Below are 21,694 nucleotides of genomic sequence, written 5' to 3' on the forward strand. Positions count from 1 at the left end.
CCGGCGCCGTCGGCGGCGCATGACACCCGAATAGCACCAAACCACCCCCGATCCGCCCCATCCAGGGCGCGGAGACCGAAAGGCAGATAACAGTGGCCCGTAGCTCAAGAATCGCCGTGCTGGCGACCAGTGGCATGATGGCACTCGCGTTGACGGCGTGCAGTTCCAGCGGAGGCAAGCAGACCACCGAAGCGGCCTCCGCACCCGCCTCCGCCGCCGGCACACCGACGATGACGGTCGCTTTCATCACGCACGCGGCGCCCGGCGACACCTTCTGGGACCTGGTGCGCAAGGGCGCGGAGGCCGCGGCCGCCAAGGGCAACATCAAACTGGAGTACCAGGCGGATCCGGACGGCGCCAACCAGGCCAACCTCGTCCAGACGGCCATCGACAAGAAAGTCGACGGCATCGCGGTCACCCTGGCCAAGCCCGACGCCATGAAGGCCAATGTCGAGAAGGCCCTCAAGGGCGGCGTCCCGGTCGTCGCGCTGAACGGCGGCATCGACCAGTGGAAGAGCATGGGTGTCCTCGAATACTTCGGCCAGGACGAGAAGATCGCCGGTGAGGCGGCCGGCGCGCGACTGAAGCAGGACGGCGCGAAGAAGGCGCTCTGCGTCATCCAGGAGCAGGGCCACGTCGGACTCGAAGCCCGGTGCGACGGCACGAAGGCATCCTTCCCCGACACAGAGAAGATCTACGTCACCGGCACCGACATGCCGAGCGTGCAGGCCGCCATCACCTCCAAGCTCCAGCAGGACTCCAGCATCGACCGCGTGCTGACCCTCGGGGCGCCGTTCGCGCTGACCGCCGTCAAGTCCGTCAAGGACGCCAGCAGCTCGGCCAAGGTCGTCACCTTCGACACCAACAAAGAGCTCGTGACCGCCATCAAGAACGGCCAGGTGGAGTGGGCGGTCGACCAGCAGCCCTTCCTGCAGGGCTACCTCGCGGTCGACAGCCTGTGGCTCTACAAGACCAACGGCAACGTCATCGGCGGCGGTCAGGCGACCCTGACCGGTCCGGCGTTCATCGACAAGACCAACGTCGCCGCGGTGGAGCAGTTCGCCGCGAGCGGCACGAGGTGAGGTGACATGACTGCTGCGGTTACCGAGCCGGGCAGAGCGGAGGCGGCCCTGGACGACCGGGTCGCCACCCGTTCGCTCGCCGTACGGATGCTGAGACGGCCCGAGATCGGGTCGCTCGTCGGCGCGATCGTGATCTTCGCTCTCTTCATGCTGGTGGCGGTGCCCTTCCGTAACGTCGCCAACATCGGCACGATCCTCTACGGCGCCTCCGCCATCGGCATCATGGCCGTCCCCGTGGCGCTCCTCATGATCGGCGGCGAGTTCGACCTGTCCGCGGGCGTCGCGGTGACCACCGCCGGGCTGTCGGCGTCGCTGCTCGCCTGGAACTTCGGCCTCAACGTGTGGGTGGGCGTCATCCTGGCGCTCGCCCTGGCCCTGGGCGTCGGCGCGTTCAACGGCTGGCTGCTGTTCAAAACCGGGCTGCCGAGCTTCCTCGTCACGCTCGGCACGTTCTTCGTCCTGCAGGGCGTCAACCTCGGCGTCACGCGGCTGCTCACCGGCAACGTCGCCACGGCCGACATCAGCGACATGGACGGCTTCACCAGCGCGCAGGCGGTGTTCGGGTCCGAGATCGCGCTCGGGCCGGTCACCCTGAAGGTCACCGTGCTGTACTGGGTGGTGCTGACCGTCGTCGCGGCCCACGTCCTGCTGCGCAGGCAGGTGGGCAACTGGATCTTCGCGGTCGGCGGGGACGCCGCGGCCGCGCGGGCGATCGGCGTCCCGGTACGCGCGACGAAGATCGGCCTGTTCATGGCCGTGGGCTTCTGCGCCTGGCTGTCCGGCATGCACCTGCTGTTCCAGTTCAACACGGTCCAGTCGGGCGAGGGAGTCGGCAAGGAGTTCATCTTCATCATCGCCGCGGTGATCGGCGGCTGCCTGCTCACCGGCGGCTACGGGTCGGTGGTCGGCGCCTCGATCGGCGCGTTGATCTTCGGGATGACGCAGCTGGGCATCAACTACGCCGGCTGGAACCCCGACTGGTTCAAGGCGTTCCTCGGCGTGATGTTGCTGCTGGCGACCATCGTGAACGTGTACGTCAAGAGGAAGGCGGACCTTCGATGAGCGCTCCGATCCTCGAGCTCGACGACGTCGGCAAGAGCTACGGCAACGTCCACGCGCTGCGCGGGTGCAGCCTGCGGGTCCGGCAGGGCGAGGTCACCTGCGTGCTCGGCGACAACGGCGCGGGAAAGTCGACCCTCATCAAGATCATCTCCGGCCTGCACGACCACAGCGAAGGCGTCATGAAGGTCGACGGGGAGGCCACCAGGTTCGGCTCCCCGCGCGAGGCCCAGACCGGCGGCATCGCCACGGTGTACCAGGACCTCGCGCTCGCGCCCCTCATGTCGGTGTGGCGGAACTTCTTCCTCGGCAACGAGATCCGCACGGGGCTCCTGCGCGTCCTCGACATCGAGCGCATGAAGCAGATCTGCCACGACGAGCTGGCCAAGATGGGGGTGGTCATCCCCGATCTGGACCGGCCGGTGGGCGGACTGTCCGGCGGCCAGCGCCAGTGCATCGCCATCGCGCGCGCCATCTATTTCGGCGCGAGGGTGATCATCCTGGACGAGCCGACCGCCGCCCTCGGCGTCAAGCAGTCCGGCGTCGTCCTGAAGTACATCGTCAAAGCCCGTGACGCCGGTCTCGGCGTCATCTTCATCACGCACAACCCGCACCATGCCTACCTGGTCGGCAATCACTTCGTGATTCTCAAGCTGGGCCGCGTCGTGCTCGACGCGCACCGCGACGAGCTGACCCTTCAGCAGCTGACCGCGGAGATGGCCGGCGGCCAGGAGCTCGAGGAGCTCAGCCACGAGTTGCGCGGAGCGGAGCCGGGCAAGGTCGCCGCACCCGCCGCGGTGCCGCACGGGCAGGTGCAGGCGCCCGAGCTCGGCCCCGGCGACCGCGCCACAGATCCGGAAGGACGATGAGTACGTTGACCACCCGCATCACCCACCTCATCGGCGGCCGCCCGTGGGAGGGCGCTGCCGAGCGCACCGGCGACGTGCGCAACCCGGCGACGGGGGCCGTCACCGGCCGCGTCGACTTCGCCTCCACTTCGCTCGTCGGCCAGGCCGTCGCGACGGCGCGGGCGGCCTGGCCCGGCTGGGCGGGCACCTCGCTCGCCAAGCGCTCCCAGGTGCTGTTCGCCTTCCGCGAGCTGCTGAACGCGCGCAAGCACGAGATCGCCGCGCTGATCACCGCCGAGCACGGCAAGGTCCTCGACGACGCGCTCGGCGAGGTCACCCGGGGGCTCGAGGTCGCCGAATTCGCCTGCGGCATCCCGCACCTGCTCAAGGGCGGGTTCACCGAGAACGCCTCCACCAAGGTCGACGTGTACTCCATCCGGCAGCCGCTCGGCGTCGTGGCCGTGATCTCGCCGTTCAACTTCCCGGCCATGGTCCCGCTGTGGTTCATCCCGGTCGCCATCGCCTGCGGCAACGCGGTGATACTCAAGCCCAGCGAGAAGGATCCCTCGGCGGCGCTCGCCGTGGCCCGCCTGTGGACCGAGGCCGGCCTGCCCGACGGGATCATGAACGTCGTGCACGGCGACAAGGAGGCCGTGGACGCGCTGCTCACCCACCCCGACGTACGGGCCGTCTCCTTCGTCGGCTCCACCCCGATCGCCAAGTACGTCTACGAGACCGGCACCGCCCACGGCAAGCGGGTCCAGGCGCTCGGCGGCGCCAAGAACCACATGCTCGTCCTGCCCGACGCCGACCTCGACCTGGCCGCCGATGCCGCGGTCAACGCCGGCTTCGGCTCGGCGGGCGAGCGGTGCATGGCGATCTCGGCGCTCCTCGCGGTCGACACCGTCGCCGACGAGCTCGTCGAGAAGATCAAGGACCGCATGAGCAAGCTGCGTACCGGCGACGGCACTCGCGGCTGCGACATGGGCCCGCTGGTCACCGGCCAGCACCGCGACAAGGTGGCAGGGTACGTCGAGGCGGGAGCCGCGGAGGGGGCGGCTCTCGTCGTCGACGGCCGGGAGGGGGACTTCGACGGCGGTGAGGACGGCTTCTGGCTCGGTCCCACCCTGTTCGACCACGTCACGCCGGACATGTCCATCTACCGCGACGAGATCTTCGGCCCTGTGCTGTCCGTCGTGCGGGTGCAGTCGTACGACGAGGGGCTCGACCTCATCAACGCCAACCCGTACGGCAACGGCACCGCCATCTTCACCAACGACGGCGGGGCGGCGCGCCGCTTCCAGAACGAGGTGGAGGTCGGGATGGTCGGCATCAACGTGCCGATTCCGGTGCCGGTGGCGTACTACTCCTTCGGCGGCTGGAAGAGCAGCCTGTTCGGTGACACCCACGCCCACGGCACCGAGGGCGTGCACTTCTTCACCCGCGGCAAGGTCGTGACCTCCCGCTGGCTCGACCCGTCGCACGGCGGCCTCAACCTCGGGTTCCCGCAGAACGACTGACGGCGGTGCTCACGCGCCGCGGCGGGGGAATGCCGCTGCGGCGTCGAGCGCCGTCTGGCTGCGGCTTGTCACCGCGCTTTCCCGTGGCCGTCTGCGCCACGCCCCCGCGGTCACCGGTGAGGACGCCCGGCCGCCCTGGCCATCGCTCTGGCCGCCATCGAGTCGGTCAGCAGCGGCCGCCCGGCCTGCGTCGGTGAGCCGGAACGCCGGTGAGCCACGGCCTCGACCGGAGATCGGGGCAGCCCGCCGGTTATGAACCGGGCCGGCCCGGCAAGACGGTCACGAGCGCGGCGGTGCGGTGGTGCCGCGGACGACGAGGCGGGCGTCGAGGATGAGCTCGCGGGAGGGGAGCCGCCGGTCGTCCAGGCGCTCCACCGCCGAGCGCACCGCGAGCGTGGCCATCTGCTCGGCGTCCTGCCGCACGGTGGTGAGGTTGATGTGGGACAGGTGCGCTATGTGGCTGTCGTCGTAACCCACCACCGAGATGTCTTTCGGGATGACGACCCCCGCCCGGCTGAGCACGTGCATGAGCCCCATGGCGCACCGGTCGTTGCCGGCCAGCACGGCGGTCGGCAACGAGGCGTCGCCCAGCAAGGTCTCGCCTGCCGCCTCCCCGGACTCCTCGGTGTGATCTCCGGGAAGGACCCGGATCTCGTCCTGGAGTCCGTGGTCGCGCATGGCGGTGCGGTACGCGCGGCGGCGCTCGGCGGAGCCGGGCCCGTCACCGCCGTCGATGTGCGCGATGGCGCGGTGCCCGAGGCCCACCAGATGGTCCACGGCCTGGCGCATGCCCTTGTTCTCCGCGGTGTGGACGGTGTCGACGCCACTTGCCGGGACGCGGCGTCCCACGACCACGGTGGGGGTGTGGGCGCCCAGCTCGGCGAGGTAGTCGGTCCCCGCGTTCGGGCCGAGCAGGATCAGCGCCTCGCAGCGGTGACCCAGCAGGGCCTCCACGACCTTCCGCTCGTCCCGGGTGGGGCCGAGGGCGCTGAGCAGGACCTCGTAGCCGAGCCGTTCGGCCTCGGCGTAGATGGCCTCGACGAGGTCGGCATGGAAGGCGTTGCGGATATTGATCATCACGCCGAGGACCATGCTGCGGTTGCGGGCGAGGAGCCGCGCCGCGTTGTCCGGACGGTAGCCGAGCTCGTCGGCGGCCCGGAGGACCCGGTCGCGTGTCTCCTTGCTCGCTCCCGGCTCGTTGCGGAAGACGAGCGAGACCAGCGCCCGTGACACGCCGACCCGCGCGGCGACATCCGCCATCGTGGGACGCTTGGCCCGCGCCGATGCTCTCGTCTTCGACGGCTCGGATTCCGGGGCCTGCTCCAACATCAACCCTTTCCTGATGTGCGCAGCTCGTCGCAAGCTGTTGACATCCGGTGTGACGCCGCTCATAGTAACAGGAACTAGAGCGCGCTAGTAGAGCGTGCTCGGCTCGGAGAGTCGGACGAACGCATGGAGCATCACAGGTCGATGATGCCTGCCGCTCGCCGCGCTCGCGCGGGACCGTTCGATGGGCAGGGGAGCTCGCCTCGAGGCGATGGCGGCGATCGGCTCGGCCGTGGCGTCGCAGGACGCCTCCGCCTGCTGGGCTGCCGGAGGCCGTGCGCTCCCGATTAGCGAACTGCGGCGTCCGGAGCATCCGGGTGTCAGGAGCGATGCCGCAGGTCGGTGCGATGCCGTGACAGTCCGGATGTCGGCTCATGGTCAGCTTTGTAAAGACAAAAGAATGTCAAGACGCCCTATTGACAAGGTGCTTCATGTGCCGGTTACATCGGGGAATCGCAGCCGACACAACGGTCGGCTGACGCGTTAAGGGGCCGCTACGAGTCACAGCACCGCCCCGGCGACCTCTCGATATCCCCCCCGATCCACAAGGCCGTGGCCGCTCCCCGGGAGAGGTAGAACAAAGTGCCGTACTCCATTCGCAGACCCCGTCGTCGGCATGTCATCAACTTGCGCGCTCTAGTTTTCGTGCCCCTTCTCGCGCTCGCCCTCGCCGGCTGCTCGAATGCCTCGAACGGTGCCGGCGCCGGTTCGAGCGCACTGTCCACGGAGCCCGCCGCGGCCGCCTCGGGGGCGGGGCTGCAGTCCGGGCTCGGCGGCCGGGCCCAGAACCGCAAGATCACCTTCCTGCTCTCCCAGGATCCCGGCGACTCCTTCTGGGGCACCATCTCGCAGGGCGCCAAGGACGCGGCCGAACTGTTCAACGTCGAGCTGAACCTGCAGACGAGCCAGGGCGACCCGGGCAAGTACAACGACCTGATCGGCAGCGCCGTCGCGGACAAGCCCGCCGCCCTCGCCGTGGTGATCGACGACCCGAAGCGCTACACCGAGAACGTCTGCGCCGCCTCCAAGGCCGGCATCGCGGTGCTCGCGTACAACATCACGCAGGAAGGCGACGTCGCCGCGTGCACCTCGGGCTTCGTCGGCCAGAACTTCGAGGAGGCCGGCTTCCTGCTCGGCCGGCGTCTGATCGCCGAGGCGAAGCTGCCGCAGGGCGCCAAGGTGTTCACCCCGGTCGAGTTCCCCGAGCAGGTGTACGCCATCCAGCGCAACGCCGGGGTCCAGAAGGCCCTCGACGCCATCGGCGCGAAGACCGAGATGGTCGCGACCGGCATCGACGACGCGGGCGCGCTGGACAAGATGAGCCAGTATCTGCTCGGCCACAAGGACATCGCGGCCATCGTGCCGCTGGGCGGCACCCCGCACCGCAACATCGAGGCGGCGATGACCGACGTCGGCGTCAAGGTCCCGGTGGTCGGCTTCGACCTGTCCAAGCCGGTCATCGACGGCATCAAGAGCGGGACCATCCTCGCCGCGGCCGACCAGCAGCCGTACATCCAGGGCTTTCAGACCGTGGCCCAGCTGGCGCTGAAGCTCGACTTCGACCTCAGCCCCGCGACGATCAACTCCGGCGGCGGCGGTCTGGTGGACAAGTCCAACGTCGCGATCGTCGAGCAACTGGCAGGCACGATCCGCTGACCCGGCCGGACCGGGGCGGGCCCGAACGGGCCACCGGGCCTGCCCCCACCGGTCGCCTACCGCGACGGACATGGAGAGCCAAGCAGCCATGAGCAACACGACCAGCGGCGGAGCGCCGTCGCCGACCATGGAGGATCAGCCCACGACGGCGATCCCCGCCCGGAGAGTCCGTACTGAGCCGTTCGGCGGATGGCTTCGGCTGGTACGCGGCCGCGGCGCGCTCGAGATCGGCATCATCTTCGTGCTCGTGCAGATCGGATGCGTCGTCGCCTACCTGGTGGCGCCGGACAGCTTCCCGTACCTGTCAGAGGCCAACTTCAACGTGCTGAGCCAGTCGATCCCGGTCCTCGCGATCCTGGCGATCGGCGCGGGCGTGCTGATGATCGCCGGCGAGTTCGACCTGTCTCTGGGGATGAACTACACCTTCTGTGCGCTGGTGTTCATCCACTGGTACTCCAGCGGGGACGTCATCGGCGCGTTCGTCGTGACCTTCGCCATGGGCATCGGCATCGCCCTGCTCAACGGCGTGATCGTGACCAGGTTCAAGATCCCGTCGTTCATCGTCACGCTCGGCATGATGTTGTTCTGGGACGGCGCCGCGCTGTTCTACAACGGCACCTCGGCCGCGCGCATGCAGCGCGGCGAGACCCTGCAGACCATCTTCGCCGGACAGATCGGCCCCTTCCGCGGTCAGGTCGTGTGGCTGGCTCTGGTCGCGGTGTTCTTCTGGGTGCTCATGCACCGCCACAAGCTCGGCAACCACATCTTCGCCGTGGGCGGCAACGAGTCCGCGGCCCGGGCGATCTCCATCAACCCGACCCGCGTCAAGCTGATCGCCTTCGGCATCCTCGGGCTGTGCGTGGCGCTCGCCGCGATCCTCGTCGCCGTGCGGACGCAGTCCGTCCAGCCCGGCACCGGCCGCGGCATGGAGCTGCAGGCCATCGCCGCGGCCGTGGTCGGCGGCGTGTCGCTGCGCGGCGGCAAGGGGAGCGTGCTCGGCATGGTGCTCGGCGCCGCGCTCATCCTCGTGCTGCAGGACATCCTGCTGCTCTCCGGAGCCCCCGGCTTCTACCTCAACCTCTTCATCGGCGTGATCATCGTCGTCGCCGCCGTCTTCAACCGCCTCATCGAAGGGAAAGCCGAATGAGCTCGAACGGCCCCGAGCCGGGCGGCGAGGTCCTCCTGGAGCTGTCGGGCATCACCAAGCGCTACGGGCCCAACGTCTGCCTGAACGACGTCGGCTTCCAGATCCGCAAGGGCGAGGTGGTCGGCCTGCTCGGCGACAACGGCGCGGGCAAATCCACGCTGGTCAAGATCATGTCGGGGGTCGTCCGGGCGGACGCGGGCGCATTCGCCTGGCGAGGAGAGAAGCTGACCGCGCCGACCCGCCAGGACACCGAGAAGCTCGGCATCGAGACGATCTTCCAGGACTCGGCACTGGTCCCGTCGCTCACCATCACCCGCAACATCTTCATGGGCCGCGAACTCACCAACCGGCTCGGCCTGCTGAAGCTGCGTGCGATGGACCGCATCGCCGGGGACATCCTCGACAGCGTCGTGACGATCGAGGGCATCAAGAGCCCCCGGCAGCTCGTGAGCTCGCTGTCCGGCGGTCAGCAGCAGGCCGTGGCGATCGCCCGCGCCGTGCACTTCAAACGCAGCCTGCTCGTTCTCGACGAGCCCACCAGCGCCCTGGCCGTGCGGGCCACCGAGGCCCTGCTGGCCTACCTCACCCGCCTCAAGGGCGAGGGCGTCAGCTCCGTGCTGGTCACGCACAACCTGCACCACGCGTACGAGGTGTGCGACCGGCACATCGTGATGAACCACGGGCGCAAGATCCTCGACACGACGCGCGAGCAGACCTCCGTCAAGGAGCTCACCGCCGCCGTGGTCGAAGGCGAGACCGGGCTGCGGCGCCACCGCGAATCCCTGATCACCGAAAGGAAATGACGTTGCCGAACACCGGTTCCCTGTCCCGCATCCGGCTGGGCACGGCCCCCGACTCCTGGGGTGTGTGGTTCCCCGACGACCCCGGCCAGGTGCCCTGGAACCGCTTCCTCGACGAGGTGGCCGCGGCCGGCTACGAATGGATCGAGCTCGGCCCGTACGGCTACCTGCCCACCGACCCGGAGCAGCTGCGTGACGAGCTCGGCCGGCGCGGGCTCCGGCTCTCCGGCGGCGCTGTGTTCTCCGGGCTGCACCGCGGCCGGGAGGCGCTGAAGGAGGCCGTCGAGGAGTGCCGCGCGGAGGCGGGACTGCTCACCGCGCTCGGCGCGAAATACCTGGTCTCGCTCCCCGAGGGATACACCGACCTCGACGGGAACCTCACCCAGCCGGTGGACCTGACCCCCGAGCAGTGGAAGCACCTCACCACCGGGATGTCGGAGCTGGCCCGCGTCCTCCACGAGGAATGCGGCGTCGAGCTGGTCTTCCACCCCCACGCCGACAGCCACGTCGACACCCAGGAACGTGTGCTGCGGTTCCTGGAGGACACCGACCCCGACGTCGTCTCGCTCTGCCTCGACACCGGCCACATCTCCTACTGCGGCGGGGACAACATCGAGATCATCCGCGCGTTCCCCGAGCGGATCGGATACGTGCATCTCAAGCAGGTGGATCCCGAGATCGTCCGGCAGGTCCGAGAGGAGGGCCTGTGCTTCGCCGAGGCCGTACGGCGCGGCGCCATGATCGAGCCGCCCGCCGGCATCCCGGCCATGGAGCCGTTGCTGGCCGAGCTCGGCCGGCTGGACGCCGACCTGTTCGCGATCGTCGAGCAGGACCTCTACCCGTGCCCAGCGGACATGCCGCTGCCCATCGCCACCCGCACCCGCACGTACCTCAACGGCTGCGGCCTGCGTCCCTGAAAGAAGAAGGAGCCATCGTGACAATCAAGGTCGGGGTCATCGGGACCGGCAACATCGGGGCCGACCACGTGACACGGCTGTCGTCCCAGGTCGTCGGGTCCACCGTGACCGCAGTCTTCGACGTGGACACCGCCCGCGCGGAGCAGGTCGCCGCGAGCGCCGGCGCCGTGGCGCGGGGGAGCGCGCTGGAGGTCATCGACGACCCCGGCGTCGACGCCGTGGTCATCGCCTCGCCGGGCGACCTCCACGCCGAGCAGGTCCTGGCGTGCATCGCCGCGCAAAAGCCCGTCCTCTGCGAGAAGCCGCTGGCCACCACGGCGACGGACTGTCTCAAGGTCATCGAGGCGGAGGTCGCCACCGGCCGCCGATGGATCCAGGTCGGCTTCATGCGCCGCTACGACCCCGGCTACAAGGTCGTCAAGGACGCCGTCGACGACGGCACGATCGGCGAGGCGCTGCTCGCTCACATGATCCACCGCAACGCGGTCGTGCCCGACTCCTTCACCAGCCCGATGGCGATGACCGACTCGGTCGTTCACGAGATCGACGTCACCCGGTGGTTGTTCGGGCAGGAGATCGTGCGGACGACCGTCGTGCCCACCAAGCCGAGCCCGCTGGCCGCGGCCCATGTGCGCGACCCGCAGATCGTGCTGCTGGAACTGGCCGGCGGTGGCGTGGTCACCGTCGAGGTGTTCGTCAACTGCCAGTACGGCTACGACGTGCGCTGCGAGGTCGTGGGCTCCACCGGCGTCGTGACGCTGGACAACCCCAGCGCCAACGTGCTGGTCCGCCATGGCCGGCGCGCCCAGACGGTCCCGGCCGACTGGCGGGTGCGGTTCGGCGCGACGTACCTGACCGAACTGCAGGAGTGGATCACCGGGCTGCGCTCCGGTGTCGTCGGCGGGCCGAGCGCGTGGGACGGCTATGCGGCCACCGCCGTCGCGGAGTGCGCCGTCGCCTCGCTCGACTCGGGCGCTCCCGTCCCGGTCGGCCTGGTCGAACGGCCCGGCCTGTACGTCTGAGAGGAAACTCGAGCCATGAAGATCGCCCTCGACCCGTACATGGTGCGCCACACGCCGCTGCTCGAACTGCCCGCGCTGGTCGCGGAGCTGGGCTACGAGTACATCGAGTTGTCGCCGCGCGAGGACTTCCTGCCCTTCTTCCTGCACCCGAGGGCCGATCGGGACACCGTCACGGCCTTCAGGTCCGCCCTAGCCGCGGCCGACGTCAAGATCTCCTCGGTGCTGCCGCTCTACCGCTGGTCCGGCCCCGCCGAGGAGGAGCGCCAGGCGGCGGTGCGCTACTGGAAGCGGGCCATCGAGATCACGGTCGAGCTCGGCTGCACCGTCATGAACTCCGAGTTCAACGGCCGCCCCGAACAGGCGTCCCGGAGCGAGGCCATGTTCTGGCGGTCGATGGAGGAGCTCCTGCCCGTCTTCGAGCGCGAAGGCGTGGAGCTGCGCCTGGAGCCACACCCGGACGACTTCGTCGAGGACGGCAAGACCGCCGTCGACATGGTGCGCGGGATCAACTCGCCGCTCGTGTCGTTCCTCTACTGCGCGCCGCACACCTTCCATCAGGGCGGCAACCTGACCGAGATCATGAAGTACGCCGGTGATCTGCTCACGCACGTGCACGTCGCCGACTCCTTCGACCATCGTGCCTCGTCCGGTCTGCGCTACATCGTCAACCCGCCGGGCTCGACCGCCCGGGTCCACCAGCACCTGAACATCGGCCAGGGCGAGGTCGACTGGGACGAGTTCTTCGGCACCCTGGGCCGCCTCGGCTTCGACGGGATCATGACCGCGTGCGTCTTCGCATGGGAGGACAAGGCGCGCGAATCAAGCCTGTTCATGCTCCAGGAGATGACCAAGCGCACGGCCTCATGGTGACGGCCCCGCGGTCACGTCCTGCTTCGTCAGAATCCCGCACCGGGTTCAGCAGCTGGGCGGCTGCAGTCGTGCGGGCGCTCGCTCGTCCTTGGGACCCGTGACCGTGCCGGTCTCCTGGGAGCCCAGGAGGGCGCGGGTGAGCGCCTGATTGTCGCCCGCCATGGCCTGCAGGGCCGTGTCGAAGTGGCCGTCGGTGAGTGCGGGCTCGTCCGAGCGCAGCGCGACCAGGATGACGCGGCGCAGCAGTTCCTTGATGAAGGACGCGGTGACGCCCTCGGTGGCGGCGACCACCTTGGCGACGTCGGCCACGATGGGCTGGTTCCGGGCGTACAGAAGGATCAGACGCTCCCGGGCGGCCGCGTCGGGGGGCGGGATCTCCACCGCGAGGTCCACCCGGCCGGGCCGCTGGACCAGGGCCTTCTCCAGGGCCTCGACACGGTTGGTCGTCAGGACGAACGTCACGTCGACGTCGCCGCTGATCCCGTCCATGGCGTCCAGCAGGGAGAACAGCAGCGGGCTGGTCTCGTACTGGCTGCGGTCCTCGGCGATCAGGTCGACGTCCTCGACGACCACGATGGACGGCGCGAGTTTACGGGCCATCGCCACCGCGTAGTCGATCTTGCGCATGGCGGGGCCCGTCATCAGCACCGCCGTGTGGTCGCGCAGCCGGCCGATGAGGTAACGCGTGGTGTGGGTCTTGCCGGTGCCGGGCGGGCCGTAGAGCAGCAGCCCCCGGCGCAGGTGCTGACCGGCCGCGGTGAGGCGGCCGGCCAGCTCGGCGATGCCCACGATGTGATCCTCGATGGCCTCGAGCCGCCCCTCCGGCAGGATCACCTCCTCGGCGCCGAGCTCCGGGCGGGGCAGGAAGGTGAGCAGCTCGTTGTCCCGGTGCTCGCTGAATCCGAAGCTGAGCACCTGGCCGCGGAACGGATCGTGCTCCCGCATGAGCCGGTCGATCTCGCCGCGTACGGCAGTGGCCGCCTGGCGGCCGGCCGACAGCACGGTGAGCAGGCTGTAGGCGTCGTAGTCGTCCCTGTTGCTCAGCCCGATGACGACCGGGCTGCCGTCGGGCGCTGTCGTCGCGACCAGGCCGAGCTGCACGACCTCGATGGTGGCGTCGGGGCCGATCGGGGCGGTGCCGTAGTCGGGGCGGCCGAACATCCGGCTGCCCTCGCGCATCGCCGACAGCAGCATGTTGATGATGCTCTCCCAGCGCCGCTCCCCGCCGACGATGCCGAACCACTGAGCGCCGGGGGAGTGCGCGTCCAGGTAGAGGTCGGCGGCGACCTGCAGCGCCGCGTGCTCGTACAGCCGGTACTTCTCCTCCACGACCACGACGTCGCTGAGCGGGCAGCCGAGATGCCCGGTCACCTTCGTGATCAGGGGAGAGGCGGCGTTGTCCGCGCCGATGCGCTCGGCCACCGCGGTGTACACCTTCCGCAGGCTTTCGGCGAGCGCCCGCGCCTCCGTGAGTTCGATCTCGGTCACACGGACCATCATCACCGCTGGGCAGGCTCCGCGGAATGAGTAGGCGGTACTCAATCGGAGGAGCGGCGGGAAATGCCTGGCGGCGATGGAGATCCACTACGCCGGTAGAATGCCTGATATGCGGCGATTGACCAGTACGGTGGTCGTGGTGGCAGGGGACGGCGCTGGAGACGTGGTCGCGGGCCTGGACGGGCTGCACAACGTGCGGGCGATCCCGCGAGGGGAGCGCCGGCCGGCCGAGGTGATGGAGCTCGCGGCGCGATCGGCGGCGACGTACGTGGTGCACGACGCCGACCCGCTGGCCGACGTGGCCGCGGCGTGGACGGGGTACTTCGACGGCACGGGCGTCGTCGGCGGCCTGGAGGTGGCCATCGAGGCCGCGCTGGGCGAGCTGCGCGGCGACCGGCTGGTGCTGCCCGACTACTACCTTGTCCTGGATCCCGACGGGATGACGGAGACCTGGCGGCACTGGTGGCTCGGGGTGCTGGCGGGCGCCGCGCCCGTACGGGTCGTGCCGGTGCACGCCTCGGCGGCCGCGGTCGGGGAGGAGCTGGGCCGGCTGTCCGCGGGCCGCTGGTGGCCCGCGGACCTGGAGACGTGGCTGCGCGGTCTGCCCCGGGTGGTGCCCGACCGTGCCGGTCTGCCGAGCGGCGGACGTATGACGCCTGTCACCTCCGTCGCGTGACATCCAGGACTTCCGGAACGTCCCCCGTCGTCGGCACCCTTGCTGTGGTGAACGACAACATGTCCACGGTGTGGCTGAGCATCACGGCGGGCTGCCTGGCAGTGGCGTTCGCCCTTGTGGTGAACGGTGTGACGGGGGTCCTCCAGGTCGTCCTGATGGCCGTGCTCGGCATCGCCGAACTGGTCTGCTTCGCCCTGCTGGTCGCCAAGGCGGCCGGTCGCCCGCGCGGCTGAAAGGGCCGACGCTTCAGTTCGGGTTGCCGGCGTGGGTGAGGGTCTCCCAGGCGACGAAGAGATTGTTGGTGCCCGCCGGGCGCTGCCGCTCGGTGAGGGTCTGGGTGTTGGACATCGCGATGCCCATGCGATGGTTCAGGGCGTTGAAGCCGACCTCCGTGACCGGGCCCAGGCCCAGGGTGAGGTTGCCGCCGCACAACCAGGAGGGCACGGCCGCACCGAGCTGGTATTTGGCGTGCAGGCCGAGCGCGTGCCGCAGCCGGTCGGCGATCTCGGGGTAGAGGTCCTGCCCCTGGATCCGGGCCGTCTCGGCGATGTGCGCGATTGCCGCGAGACCGTAGCCGGTGTGGGTGAGGTCGCGGCAGGTCTCCTGGGACAGCCCGTCGACGAAGGTCTCCTGGCCGTGCCAGTACGCGACGACCTCGGACCGCGTGTCGATGCTGCTGCCGGCCGGTCCCTTGGGGAAGGCGCCGTCGCTGGTCAGGTAGATGTAGGCGGGCATGCGAGCCCGGAACGTGCTCACGGCCTTGTCGTAGGCGGCCCTGTCCTCCAGGAACACCGCGATCCCGATGGCCGCGTCCATCATCGACAACTCCCAGTTGCCGTTCGTGGTGGCCCTGCCGTTGATGACCTCGGGCAGGTAGACGTTTCTGAGCATGGTCGCGAAGCGGTTGACGCCTGTGGCGGACCACCCGGTGTACGTGTACCGGATGATCTCGGCCGCCCTGGGCCAGGACGAGCCGGCCCACCCGGTCTGGAGCGGGGCGTTGCTGTTGGTGTGGTCGGTGATCACGGCGGACCAGGCGTCCATGATCTGGATGGCCTTCTGCGCGTACCGGCTGTCGCGGGAGATGTACCAGATCAGCGCGTCGGTGTAGGCGGCGAGCGCGTCCTGGCGCTCGTCGGTGCAGCCGTAGTTGGGGTTGGAGTACGAGCCGCACTCCACGACGGCCCGCGGCTTCGGGGTGCGCGACAACGACGCGAGGCTGCTGGCGACCATCTGGTCGTAGGCGGCCTTCCACGGCTGGGCGCCTGCGTTCACCTTGGAGCGGACGAAGTCGAGCTGTGCCTTGCTGACCAGCACGCCGGGGTGCGCGAACGTCGCCGGCGCGCTGCCTGCCACAGCGGTGGGCGCTGACAGGGTTGCGACGATCAGTGTGATGACCAGCGCGACGGGGAGTAACAACAGGCTCCTGCGCGTCAGGGGACGGACCACGACCTCATCCTCCTTATTTAGGAAAGTTTCCTAAAAATGGTGAGATCGTAGTCCTGACATGGCTTCCTTACAAGACCCCACAAGCACAAGAAGACCTTCTATGATCATTGTGATCAAACTCCGCGAGGAAGGACACTTTGTGGCCGAGAAGCCAGACGACTGGAAGAGTGCGATCGACACGACCAGGCCCAGCATCGCCAGGGCCTACGACGTCGTCCTGCACGGCAAGGACAACTTCGAGGTCGATCGCGCCTTCGTCGCGGAGATCGTCAAGGTCGTTCCTGAGATCTATGACGTGGCGACCTACAACCGGCAGATGCTGGGCCGCGGTGTGCGGTTCCTGGTCGACCAGGGCATCACGCAGTTCATCGACCTGGGCTCTGGGCTGCCGACCGTGGAGAACACCCACCAGGTCGCCCAGCGCGCCAACCCCGAGTCGCGGGTGGTCTACGTCGACAACGACCCCATGGTGCTGGCCCACGGCCGGGCTCTGCTGGCGGAGAACGAGCGCACCGCGGTGGTCACCTCGGACCTGCGCGACCCGGCGGCGATCCTCGGCGACGAGGCGGTCAAGCGGCTCATCGATCTCGATCGCCCGGTCGGCGTGATGCTGGTCGGCATCCTGCATCACCTGCACGACGACGAGGACCCGCGGGGGATCGTCGAGGCGTACATGGCCGCGGTTCCGTCCGGCAGCTACCTCTTCATCACCCACTTCTGCGACTCGAGCCAGGATTCCCGTGACGCGGAGAAGAAGTTCCTCGCGCTCCTCGGCACCGGCAGGTTCCGCACCGTTGCCGAGATCACCGCCTTCTTCGACGGGTTCGAGCTGGTGGAGCCGGGTGTCGTGCCGCTGCCCTTGTGGCGTCCCGAGGAGGATGTCCCCGAGAACCTGACCGTGGGCCAGCGCCTCATGTTCGGGGGCATCGCCCGCAAACCGTGACCGTGCTCGCCGACCCCGAGTCCGCTGATTTGCTAGAGGCATGGTGGCCATACGTGATGGGCGGGTGCTGCGGGGTGTCTGGCGACTCCTTCCGCGGTTGCCTCCAGGTGTGGCCCGAAGGGTCGCCCGGCTCATCGCGGGGGTGCAGGCGACACGGGAGTCCGGTTACTGGAAGACCGCCTACCGGATCTCGCCCAGGCTGGCGGCCGCGAACCCGCATCTCGGCAAGATCTCGCCGGAATGGGCGGAGACGGTACACGTTCGCAGGAACGGGCTGAGGCTCGAGCTGGACCTGCGCGACAACCTGCAGGCCATGCTCTACTACGCGGGGCGCTACGAGCCGGACGTCCGCCGATTCCTCCGCCGGGAGCTCCGGCGTGGGGATGTCGTGGTGGACGTGGGGGCCCACATCGGCGTCCATGCTCTCGCCGCCGCACGCATCCTGCGCCGCGCGGGCGGCGGCCGGGTGGTCGCCTTCGAGCCTGCCTCGGATTCCGCCGCGAAGCTGCGGGCCGCCGCCCGCCGTAACGGGCTGCCGGTCGAGGTGGTGCAGACCGCGCTGGGCGCCTATCACGGGACGGTCTCCCTGTACGGTGACACGCGTTATGACGCTGCCGACGCGGGAGTACGGTCCCAGTACGGCGATGCGGCATTGGTCGAGCAGGTGCCGGTTCGTCCCTTCGACGCCTGGGCCGAGGAGGCAGGGCTGAGCCGCCTCGACGTCGTCAAGATCGACGTGGAGGGAGCCGAGGCGGCCGTGCTCGCGGGCATGAGCCGATCCCTCCGGACGCTGCGGCCGCGGGCCGTGCTCATGGAGGTGAAGCAGCGCCAGCGTACCGACGTGAGCGAGGAAGGGCTGCGCGACCTTCTCGGAGCGCACGGCTACATGAGGACTGCTCGCCTTGGTCACAACGAACTGTTCCGGCCCGTGCACGATTGAAGCCACGCTTCAGGGTTGGACGTGTGTCACCTCTGCCTCCAGGAGGTCGGCCAGCGCGCGGAGGTCGGCCAGGCGGTGGCCGGTGCCGAGGGCCCAGTGGTGGGAGATGCCGCTGGCGCTCCAGGCGTCGGTCCACTCGCCCGGGTCGCACCCGAAGTCCACCCGCGAGGTCGTGTTGCCGATCTGCAGCAGCGGCCCCTCCACCACCTGGCCCTCCGACACCACGAACCCGTAGCGGCCGTCCCGGTCCTGCCGCAGCCCGAACGCGGTGACAGGCCCCCGCGTCACGTCGAACTCGACCGACACGCCCCACCCGCGCTTGCCGTGGTAGACGCCCAGGCCGCGCAGCAGCGGCTTGCGGGAGCTGATGGCCAGGTGGGCGGGGCCGTCATGGCCCATCTCCACGTGGCCGCGGGCGAAGTCGAGCGCCTGCAACTCGGTGAACGAGCCGCCCGCGCCCAGCCGGTCCATGATCAGCATGGCGAGCGACGTCCGCAGCTCGTACTCGCCGGCCGCCGGGATGCCCCGGGCGGTCAGCAGGGACGCGCCGAGGATCATGCCCGCCCCGAGCCGTTCGTGGATCTCGCCGTCGAGCCCCCGGTGGTAATAGGCCAGGCTGTCCAGCCCGAAGTCCTCGACCAGCCGGTCCAGGCCGACCGACACGCGGGCCGCCCAGCCCAGGTCCTCCTCGTTGACCGAGTCCGCCAGCTCGAACACGTCCCGCGCCAGCGCGATCCGTTCGGCGGCCTCCTCGTCGGTGACCTTCTCCACGCGCACCCGCAGGTCGTCGAACTCCAGCACCTCGACGTGCCCGCCGAAGTTCGCGCTGACCAGCGTCAGGTCGGTGGCCACGTCCAGCATGCCAGGGTAGAGGTGGCCCATGAGGCCGTGCCGGCCATGCCGCAGCGTGGCGCGGACGTGCGCGGCCCGCACCCACCGGCCGATCCGCTCCCACGCCCGCTCGTCCTCCAGGTAGCCGGAGACCGAGCGGAACGGGACGCCGACGCGGGTGAAGGCGTTGGCCATCTCCGGCAGCGGGCAGGCGCCGCAGTAGGCCAGCCACTGCCCGGTGTCGAAGGTGGCGTGGTCCATCGACTCGGTCGGCTGCAGGTTGATCAGCAGCACGGGCGCGCCGCTGCGCTGCGCGATCGGCACGAGCATGGTGGCCGTCATGTACGTCGTGAGGAACCCGACGATGAGGTCGCACCCGGCCGCGCGCAGCTTCTCGGCCGCCGCCGCGCCCTCCTGGGCGTCGGAGATGAAGCCCACGTCGACGACCTCGCAGTCCAGCGCCTTCATCCGCTCGGACACCCGCGCGGCCGAGTGCTGGAGCTGGGGCAGCAGGTCCGGGAACTGCGGCCAGTACGCCCCCAGCCCTCCGGCGACCAGCCCCACCTTGGTGCGGGGCGGCGTGATGCGAGTGAACGTGTTCACGGGCTTCTCCCTTCGCTCAGCGGACTTCGACCTCGATGATCCGCGTGTAGTCGTTGGCTCCGTTCGAGGCGAGCGCGACGATGCGGACGGCGTCCGCGGTGACGGGCGCGAAGTCCGACCGCACGTTGCCGGCGGTGTTGCCGCGCACCTGGGCGACCGTCTGCCACTGGCCGCTCACCTGGGCCTGGACGTCCCAGTCGCGCACCCCGTACCGGCTCGCCGGGTAGCGCTCGGTGTGGAGCGTGTACAGGTCCACGCGGGAGACCTGCTTCGGGCCGCCCAGCGCGATGGCGACGGTGTCCGGCCAGGCGCGGGCGGTGGCGTCGTTCCAGCCGTTGCCGCCGGCCCAGCCGTTGGAGGAGCGGTCGCCGTCGGCGACGCTGCACGGCGGGTAGTTGGCGTTGGTGTGCTGGGAGGAGGCGGTGACCGGCCGGTGCAGCGCGAGGTTGCCGCCGTTGTCGAGCCGGTCGAGGGGGACCACCTCGACCGGCACCTGCAGCGTCTGCGCGGGGGTGCGCAGGCGCAGTCCGTACGTGCCCGCCTTCGCGCCAGGCGGGACGGCGACCAGCAGCTTCGCGCCGAGCTCGTAGCCGGGCGGCAGGTAGCTGGTCAGCATCGAGCGGGAAGCGGTCAGCGGCGCGTCGATCTCGACGTTCATCGTGGCGTACGCGGCCTTCTTCGCGTCGCTGCGCATCCCGATCTCGATCTTGGCGGGGCAGGCGGGATCCACGCCCAGCGGGGCGACGAGCCGGTCGGCGCCGGCCCGGGGGATCAGCTTGCCGGTGCCCTTGGAGACGCCCGGCTTGACCTTGACGGACACCGAGGACGGAGGCTCCTCGGGGTCCCAGGCCGCGGCCGTGGTCAGTGCGACGGCGGCGGCGAGCGCGGCGGCGGCGAGCTTACGCATCAGTCATACCTCCTAGAGCGCCTGCAGGCCGGGGACGCCGTCCAGCGTGACGAGGCTCGCCCTCGTGGAGACCGGAGCGCCCGGGCGGTCCACGTACGGGACGACTTTGAAGTCGGCCCGCCACTGGGTCCGGGTGACCTCGCACGAGACGTAGCCGCGCTGGTAGCTGGAGAAGCGCAGATGCGGGTTGACCGGGTCGCTGCCGCCCGGGGGCAAGCCGGTGTTCGGGTTGCCGTTGCCGCCGCTGCTGACCGACGTGCACACGAACTCCACCCCGACGGTCTGGGAGGCGGGGTCGTCGAAGTTCGCCTTGAGCTCGCCGGCCAGGTTGTAGTGGATGTCGCCGGTCAGCACCACGGGGTTGCTGACCTTGCGGTCGCCCATGCCGGTGATCAGGCGGTCCTTGGCGGCCTTGTAGCCGTCCCACAGGTCCATGCTGAGCCGCTGGGCGGGGCCGGGGTCGAAGTCGAGCTGGATCATGGCGATCTGCTGGGCCAGCACGTTCCACTTCGCCCGGGAGTCGCCCAGCCCGTCGAGCAGCCACCGCTCCTGCTCGGCGCCGAGCATCTGCCGGGCCGGGTCGAGGCGGTCGGCGCAGTCCACCTGCTGCCCGTCGCCGCACACCTGGTCGTCGCGGTACTGCCGGGTGTCGAGCACGTTGAACTCGGCCAGGTCGCCGAAGGTGTACCTGCGGTAGATGCGGGCGTCCGGGCCCTCGGCCGCCGGCAGGCGGACGGGCATGTTCTCCCAGAACGCGCGGAAGGCGTTGGCGCGGATCACCATGAAGTCCTCTTCGGTGACCTCGCCGCCGGGGCCGTTCGGTCCCGCCCAGTTGTCGAGCACCTCGTGGTCGTCCCAGGTGACGATCCACGGTGCGCGCTGATGGGCGGCCTGCAGGTCGGGGTCGCTCTTGTAGAGGCCGTACTGGATGCGGAAGCGGTCGAGGGTGTCGCACTGCACCCGGAACTGCTCGGGCACCGGGGTCCGGCGGTTGCCGCCGCCCGGCACGATGCCGTACTCGTAGATGTAGTCGCCGAGGTGGAAGACCACGTCGGGGTTCTCGTCGGCGAGGTGGCGGTAGGCGGTGTAGAAGCCGTCCTGCCACGACGCGCACGAGGCGAAGGCCAGCCGCAGCGCGTCGGGGCCGGCGCCGGGCGCGGGCGCGGTCTTGGTCCGGCCCACCGGGCTGAGCTCGCCGCCGGCGCGGAACCGGTAGAAGTACTCGCGGCCCGGCCGCAGGCCCTTGGCGTCCACGTGGACGGAGTGGCCGTACTCCGGGCTCGCCCAGGTGGAGCCGTGCCGGACGCGGCGCGTGAACGCCTCGTCCTCGGCGATCTCCCAGTCCACCTGGATCTTGTTGTACGGCAGCCCGCCGAGCGGCTCCAGCGGCTTGGGAGCCAGCCGCGTCCAGAGGATCACTCGGTCGGGCAGCGGGTCTCCCGAGGCCACGCCGAGCGTGAACGGGTAGTCGCCGCGTACGGCCGCCGCCTCGGCGGTCCAGGGGTCGGCCAGGTTCGTGGTGAAGGCCAGGGCGAGTGCCGCGCCGCCGAGGCCGAATAAGGATCGACGTGAGGGATGATCCATGCTGCTTCCTGAGCTGG

20 protein-coding genes are annotated in these 21,694 nt (G+C 69.7%); 14 read left to right on the forward strand and 6 right to left on the reverse strand.

Annotated features, from left to right (window positions below; all coding sequences use genetic code 11):
• Positions 1 to 116: 116 nt before the first annotated feature.
• Genes EDD27_RS06055 through EDD27_RS06070 form a run of 4 tightly spaced genes read left to right on the forward strand, consistent with a single transcriptional unit; the run spans position 117 to position 4,509 of the window.
• The gene (locus EDD27_RS06055; protein WP_241563888.1) at positions 117 to 1,082 is read left to right on the forward strand and encodes a substrate-binding domain-containing protein; all 966 of its coding nucleotides are present in this window, start codon (positions 117 to 119) and stop codon (positions 1,080 to 1,082) included.
• Between the two features lie 6 nt (positions 1,083 to 1,088).
• A complete protein-coding gene (locus tag EDD27_RS06060) occupies positions 1,089 to 2,144 on the forward strand; it encodes an ABC transporter permease (protein WP_127931471.1) in 1,056 nt (351 codons plus the stop codon).
• Positions 2,141 to 3,010: an ATP-binding cassette domain-containing protein gene (locus EDD27_RS06065; RefSeq protein WP_127931472.1), complete on the forward strand. Its 870-nt coding sequence runs from the start codon at positions 2,141 to 2,143 to the stop codon at positions 3,008 to 3,010. Before EDD27_RS06060 ends, EDD27_RS06065 begins: the two co-directional genes overlap by 4 nt.
• Positions 3,007 to 4,509: a CoA-acylating methylmalonate-semialdehyde dehydrogenase gene (locus EDD27_RS06070; RefSeq protein WP_127931473.1), complete on the forward strand. Its 1,503-nt coding sequence runs from the start codon at positions 3,007 to 3,009 to the stop codon at positions 4,507 to 4,509. The genes EDD27_RS06065 and EDD27_RS06070 overlap by 4 nt, the downstream gene beginning before the upstream one ends.
• A 279-nt stretch (positions 4,510 to 4,788) precedes the next feature.
• Here EDD27_RS06070 and EDD27_RS06075 read toward each other — a convergent pair whose 3' ends face one another.
• Positions 4,789 to 5,769 carry a LacI family DNA-binding transcriptional regulator gene (locus EDD27_RS06075; protein ID WP_127931474.1) on the reverse strand — a complete coding sequence of 327 codons (981 nt, stop codon included), beginning with the start codon at positions 5,767 to 5,769 and terminating at the stop codon, positions 4,789 to 4,791.
• Between the two features lie 711 nt (positions 5,770 to 6,480).
• Between EDD27_RS06075 and EDD27_RS06080 the strand changes: the two genes are divergently transcribed.
• From EDD27_RS06080 to EDD27_RS06105, 6 genes are all read left to right on the forward strand, one after another.
• Entirely contained in the window at positions 6,481 to 7,491 is a 1,011-nt protein-coding gene (locus EDD27_RS06080; RefSeq protein WP_164903502.1) for a substrate-binding domain-containing protein, read from the forward strand.
• Between the two features lie 88 nt (positions 7,492 to 7,579).
• Positions 7,580 to 8,638 carry an ABC transporter permease gene (locus EDD27_RS06085; protein WP_206641273.1) on the forward strand — a complete coding sequence of 353 codons (1,059 nt, stop codon included), beginning with the start codon at positions 7,580 to 7,582 and terminating at the stop codon, positions 8,636 to 8,638.
• Positions 8,635 to 9,441, forward strand: coding sequence for an ATP-binding cassette domain-containing protein (locus EDD27_RS06090; protein WP_127931476.1), 807 nt, complete (start codon positions 8,635 to 8,637; stop codon positions 9,439 to 9,441). The genes EDD27_RS06085 and EDD27_RS06090 overlap by 4 nt, the downstream gene beginning before the upstream one ends.
• Entirely contained in the window at positions 9,438 to 10,355 is a 918-nt protein-coding gene (locus EDD27_RS06095; protein WP_127931477.1) for a TIM barrel protein, read from the forward strand. Before EDD27_RS06090 ends, EDD27_RS06095 begins: the two co-directional genes overlap by 4 nt.
• A gap of 17 nt (positions 10,356 to 10,372) precedes the next feature.
• On the forward strand, positions 10,373 to 11,377 hold the full coding sequence (locus EDD27_RS06100; RefSeq protein WP_127931478.1) for a Gfo/Idh/MocA family protein: 1,005 nt from the start codon (positions 10,373 to 10,375) through the stop codon (positions 11,375 to 11,377).
• Between the two features lie 15 nt (positions 11,378 to 11,392).
• On the forward strand, positions 11,393 to 12,247 hold the full coding sequence (locus EDD27_RS06105; RefSeq protein ID WP_127931479.1) for a sugar phosphate isomerase/epimerase family protein: 855 nt from the start codon (positions 11,393 to 11,395) through the stop codon (positions 12,245 to 12,247).
• Positions 12,248 to 12,292: 45 nt separating this feature from the next.
• Here the strand turns inward: EDD27_RS06105 and EDD27_RS06110 are convergent, their stop codons facing one another.
• On the reverse strand, positions 12,293 to 13,735 hold the full coding sequence (locus EDD27_RS06110; RefSeq protein ID WP_206641274.1) for an AAA family ATPase: 1,443 nt from the start codon (positions 13,733 to 13,735) through the stop codon (positions 12,293 to 12,295).
• A 118-nt stretch (positions 13,736 to 13,853) separates the two neighbouring features.
• Here EDD27_RS06110 and EDD27_RS06115 point away from each other — a divergent pair, with 118 nt between their 5' ends.
• Positions 13,854 to 14,420 (forward strand): hypothetical protein, encoded by a 567-nt coding sequence (locus EDD27_RS06115; RefSeq protein ID WP_127931480.1) that lies wholly within the window; start codon positions 13,854 to 13,856, stop codon positions 14,418 to 14,420.
• A 47-nt stretch (positions 14,421 to 14,467) separates the two neighbouring features.
• The gene (locus EDD27_RS06120; protein WP_127931481.1) at positions 14,468 to 14,653 is read left to right on the forward strand and encodes a hypothetical protein; all 186 of its coding nucleotides are present in this window, start codon (positions 14,468 to 14,470) and stop codon (positions 14,651 to 14,653) included.
• Between the two features lie 13 nt (positions 14,654 to 14,666).
• Here EDD27_RS06120 and EDD27_RS06125 read toward each other — a convergent pair whose 3' ends face one another.
• Positions 14,667 to 15,869, reverse strand: a complete 1,203-nt coding sequence (locus EDD27_RS06125) for an alginate lyase family protein (RefSeq protein ID WP_127931482.1) — start codon at positions 15,867 to 15,869, stop codon at positions 14,667 to 14,669.
• Between the two features lie 100 nt (positions 15,870 to 15,969).
• On the opposite strand from EDD27_RS06125, the gene EDD27_RS06130 reads away from it, so the two are divergent.
• Both EDD27_RS06130 and EDD27_RS06135 read left to right on the forward strand, forming a co-directional pair.
• A complete protein-coding gene (locus EDD27_RS06130; protein ID WP_127931483.1) occupies positions 15,970 to 16,812 on the forward strand; it encodes an SAM-dependent methyltransferase in 843 nt (280 codons plus the stop codon).
• Between the two features lie 109 nt (positions 16,813 to 16,921).
• Complete coding sequence (locus EDD27_RS06135) at positions 16,922 to 17,752, forward strand: FkbM family methyltransferase (RefSeq protein ID WP_164903503.1); 831 nt, start codon at positions 16,922 to 16,924, stop codon at positions 17,750 to 17,752.
• Positions 17,753 to 17,761: 9 nt separating this feature from the next.
• Here the strand turns inward: EDD27_RS06135 and EDD27_RS06140 are convergent, their stop codons facing one another.
• The 3 genes from EDD27_RS06140 to EDD27_RS06150 are packed head-to-tail and all read right to left on the reverse strand — an operon-like array spanning position 17,762 to position 21,677.
• Positions 17,762 to 19,186 carry an L-fucose/L-arabinose isomerase family protein gene (locus tag EDD27_RS06140; protein ID WP_127931485.1) on the reverse strand — a complete coding sequence of 475 codons (1,425 nt, stop codon included), beginning with the start codon at positions 19,184 to 19,186 and terminating at the stop codon, positions 17,762 to 17,764.
• A gap of 16 nt (positions 19,187 to 19,202) precedes the next feature.
• Positions 19,203 to 20,093: a discoidin domain-containing protein gene (locus EDD27_RS06145; RefSeq protein ID WP_127931486.1), complete on the reverse strand. Its 891-nt coding sequence runs from the start codon at positions 20,091 to 20,093 to the stop codon at positions 19,203 to 19,205.
• 12 nt (positions 20,094 to 20,105) lie between these two features.
• Positions 20,106 to 21,677, reverse strand: a complete 1,572-nt coding sequence (locus EDD27_RS06150; protein WP_127931487.1) for an alkaline phosphatase D family protein — start codon at positions 21,675 to 21,677, stop codon at positions 20,106 to 20,108.
• Positions 21,678 to 21,694 lie beyond the last annotated feature (17 nt).

Source organism: Nonomuraea polychroma, assembly GCF_004011505.1.
Taxonomy (GTDB): Bacteria; Actinomycetota; Actinomycetes; order Streptosporangiales; family Streptosporangiaceae; genus Nonomuraea; species Nonomuraea polychroma.